This is a genomic window from Ilumatobacter sp., assembly GCF_049588435.1.
Taxonomy (GTDB): domain Bacteria; phylum Actinomycetota; class Acidimicrobiia; order Acidimicrobiales; family Ilumatobacteraceae; genus Ilumatobacter_A.
This window is the reverse complement of the sequence record NZ_JBAVYV010000495.1, coordinates 1-2,961: the sequence shown is the minus strand read 5'-3', so window position 1 is coordinate 2,961 and position 2,961 is coordinate 1. Positions and strand designations below refer to the sequence as shown.

Annotated in this window: 5 protein-coding genes; 1 reads left to right on the top strand and 4 read right to left on the bottom strand. The window is 63.9% G+C overall.

From position 1 onward, the window contains the following. Positions 1–457: 457 nt before the first annotated feature. The 4 genes from WBV89_RS18590 to WBV89_RS18575 all read right to left on the bottom strand — a co-directional run bounded on the left by WBV89_RS18590 (position 458) and on the right by WBV89_RS18575 (position 2,172). A complete protein-coding gene (locus tag WBV89_RS18590; RefSeq protein ID WP_423982821.1) occupies positions 458–787 on the bottom strand; it encodes a helix-turn-helix domain-containing protein in 330 nt (109 codons plus the stop codon). Further along, entirely contained in the window at positions 787–1,146 is a 360-nt protein-coding gene (locus WBV89_RS18585; RefSeq protein WP_423982820.1) for a type II toxin-antitoxin system RelE/ParE family toxin, read from the bottom strand. Before WBV89_RS18585 ends, WBV89_RS18590 begins: the two co-directional genes overlap by 1 nt. Positions 1,147–1,249: 103 nt before the next feature. Beyond that, positions 1,250–1,786 carry a DUF6933 domain-containing protein gene (locus tag WBV89_RS18580; protein WP_423982819.1) on the bottom strand — a complete coding sequence of 179 codons (537 nt, stop codon included), beginning with the start codon at positions 1,784–1,786 and terminating at the stop codon, positions 1,250–1,252. Next, on the bottom strand, positions 1,786–2,172 hold the full coding sequence (locus WBV89_RS18575) for a hypothetical protein (RefSeq protein ID WP_423982818.1): 387 nt from the start codon (positions 2,170–2,172) through the stop codon (positions 1,786–1,788). Before WBV89_RS18575 ends, WBV89_RS18580 begins: the two co-directional genes overlap by 1 nt. A 254-nt stretch (positions 2,173–2,426) precedes the next feature. Between WBV89_RS18575 and WBV89_RS18570 the strand changes: the two genes are divergently transcribed. Further along, positions 2,427–2,961, top strand: a 535-nt coding sequence (locus tag WBV89_RS18570) for a hypothetical protein (RefSeq protein ID WP_423982817.1), incomplete at its 3' end; no start/stop codon positions are given.

The following is a 2,961-nucleotide window of genomic DNA, read 5'->3' as shown; positions in this document are numbered from 1 at the left end:
AATCCGGAAAGGGCCTCTGATCTGGTATTTACGTTGGTGGCGGGGGCAGGATTTGAACCTGCGACCTTCGGGTTATGAGGCCGAAACCCGAAGATCACTCAACCCCAGGTTGAGGCACATCTTGCCTGATCAGCGAAGGTTTTCTCCTCCCCGCTGTTCCCCTCTACTCCCCGCTGTCTACCGGTGTGCTGGTACATGGTTGGTACATGGACGCCACCGTTCGAATCCCACCCAGAGTGGTCTCGTACGGCTGGGGTCGCTCCGACGAAGTGGACCTGACCGCTGTCATCGGCCTGGTCGATACGCACCAGAGCCCGCGTCCGGCCGTCTCCAGCGATGACGATGGCGCCGGGGACGATATCGCTGGGATCGGTGCCCCAGTCCAGTACCGACCACCATCGGCCTTCGTCGTCCTCGCAGTTCAGATCGGCTTCGAGATCGATCGGGCGCGTCGTCATCAGGCGGCCGAGTCGCGACCGAGATGGACCGGTACACGCCGATCCTCGTCGTCGAACACCGCAACGAGTTCCAGCCGCGCCCCGAGCGCTTCGAGATACTGACGCAGCGTCGACACGCGGACGTCGTCGGAATGTTCGAGCTTGGAGATCGCTCCCTGGGTCACATCGAGTCGACCTGCGAGTTCGGCCTGGCTGATGGCTTCGCCGTGACGAAGTTCGTAGAGACGGATCTCTTCGAGCGTGTCGACCCGCAGCGCCGCGAGCCGCTCGGCCGCACCGGGGCGGGCAACGACGTCGTTGCGGAGTTCGGAGAACTTGGTTCGTGCCATCAGATCAATCCTTCTTCTTCGATCTCTCGTAGGTTTTCGTCGTACAGGTCATCAGCCGCGGGCACCGCCCACTCGTACCAGTCGTTCCACGCACCGGACTTGTCACCACCGAGCAGCAGGATTGCCTGACGTCGCGGATCGAACGAGAACAGCACCCGTAACGCTCCACCCTTGGCCGCACGCAGCTCCTTCATCGACTGATGCCGTGACGAGTGAATCCGGTCCACGATCGGCCGACCGAGATCCGGACCCCGCTCGGCAAGAATGTCGACGCGATCTGTGACGGCTTCTCGCTGGTCGTTCGAGAGCGTTGACCACCACTGCGTGAACTGGTCGGTGACCTCGACTTCCCACACCATCCCAGTATGAGCTATTACTCATCATGAGTCAAGTCTCATAACGTGCAGCGACGGCAGCGCCGGGCCTCCCAGTGAGTTCGACCGTGCTCACCACTGGCTCGGGTCACTCCCGAGGCCAGGAGCCGGCGTCATCTTCGAGTGTGACGGCGACCAGCCTCTGCAACGCACCGAGCGGTGTATACCCGTCGTCTTTGCTGATCGGGCCGACGATGGTGTCGGCGAGCCACACCGACAAACCGATCAAGTCGTGGGCGTCGCAACGTCCCGCGTCGATGGCGTGCTCGGCCATGAACACGAACTCGTTCATCACACCGAGGACCTGACGACTGGCCGTCTTCGCCAGCACCGCCGACTGCATCGCGCTCGTCTCCGATGCGACGAAACGTGGGTCGATCCCAAGCGTCGCGAACACCTCGGCCATCGCAGCCGGGAACCGGTCGAGAACACTCATCGATGGTGCCAGCGGCATCAGCACCGGCACGAACGTTGACGCATTGACGAACACGGCGACCTGCGGCCGCCAGAACAACACATTCCCATACCAGTCACCCAGCACCGTCGACGACGGCGGCAACGGATCCGCAACAGGTCGACCGACACGATCCAAGAACTTCTTCGTCCCCCGAACCGTGAACACCATCACCGCTGCCCAAGCGCCGCCTCGAGCTCCGTGCACGCGTCATCAAGCAGCCGCACCCGACGCCGGTCGGACTCGACGTTCGACTCCGCCGCCACGTAGCCGACGAGTTCCTCGAACGCCCCGACCCGACCCGCCAACAACACCCCGGCCGACGTTCCTTGCGCACGAGCCACGACCAACTCACACGCTGCATCGAGCAAGAACACGCCGCGAACCGCGTCGAACACCTCGCGAGACACCACCGCTGTGATCTCATCGCCGTCGACATAGCCGTCATCAAGCCCGGAAACGTCGGTCGGCGAGCCGTGCCAGCCCGTGATCACGCCCTCGTCACCACAAGCATCGCAACTCCACGCGATCTCCCCGTTGACGCGACGGAACACCATCACGAACCCGTCACACGGTCGCCGGTTCGGGCGCTTCGTGCACCGCACCGCCGTCGTCACACCGCTCCCGACCCGATGCGCGCTCGCCGACCGCACGATCGCCGCCAACTGCACCGCAAGGCGTCTCGCGGGCCCCGGGGCTTCTTCGGGCATGTCCAGGAAATGGCGAAGGTCGCACACCAGCACATCGCAAAGTTAGCTACCCGATCGCCTCGCTGCCCCGTGCGAGGCGCCCCGGATTCTAGGGTGAGGCCATGAGCACGCTGCTCAACTCGCTGACCGTCGCTGGTGAGACGATGCTGCTCACCCGAACCGTCAGCGGCATCTCGATTCACCTCACGACCACAGACGCTTCTGCCGACGCCCGAGCAGCGATACGCGACAGACCAGATGGGTCCCGCGGAGCTGTCCGCGACGAACTGCTCGACAATCGTTGGTCACCGAGATCGCTGTGCGGTCGAACCTGGGCCGCGATGGCCGACGGATACGACGATCACACAGGTCGGCGAGTTGATCGCCCCGAGGCGCCGAACTGTCAGAAGTGTCTCGCAGTGATCGACAAGTCGTTCCCGACACCGACGCCCGACGACCGGATCCCCGTACTGGCCGATCTCGCCGCGACCGCAGTCAACGAGTACGGAACAGCCGAGATCGTCGGTGTACCCGGTGACCAGATGAACGCGCTCCGACGCGCGGTCCGCGCCGAGCTACGACACCGTTTCGGGTTCTCCACGCGCACGTTCACCCAAGACGGGTTGCTTGTCGTCAGCAGCCACGAGACCCGCGACC

Excerpts from the sequence above, each read along its gene's own strand:
- WBV89_RS18590 (WP_423982821.1), bottom strand. The coding sequence starts at position 787 with ATGGCACGAACCAAGTTCTCCGAACTCCGCAACGACGTCGTTGCCCGC.
- WBV89_RS18580 (WP_423982819.1), bottom strand. The coding sequence starts at position 1,786 with ATGGTGTTCACGGTTCGGGGGACGAAGAAGTTCTTGGATCGTGTCGGT.
- WBV89_RS18585 (WP_423982820.1), bottom strand. The coding sequence starts at position 1,146 with ATGGTGTGGGAAGTCGAGGTCACCGACCAGTTCACGCAGTGGTGGTCA.
- WBV89_RS18575 (WP_423982818.1), bottom strand. The coding sequence starts at position 2,172 with ATGGTGTTCCGTCGCGTCAACGGGGAGATCGCGTGGAGTTGCGATGCT.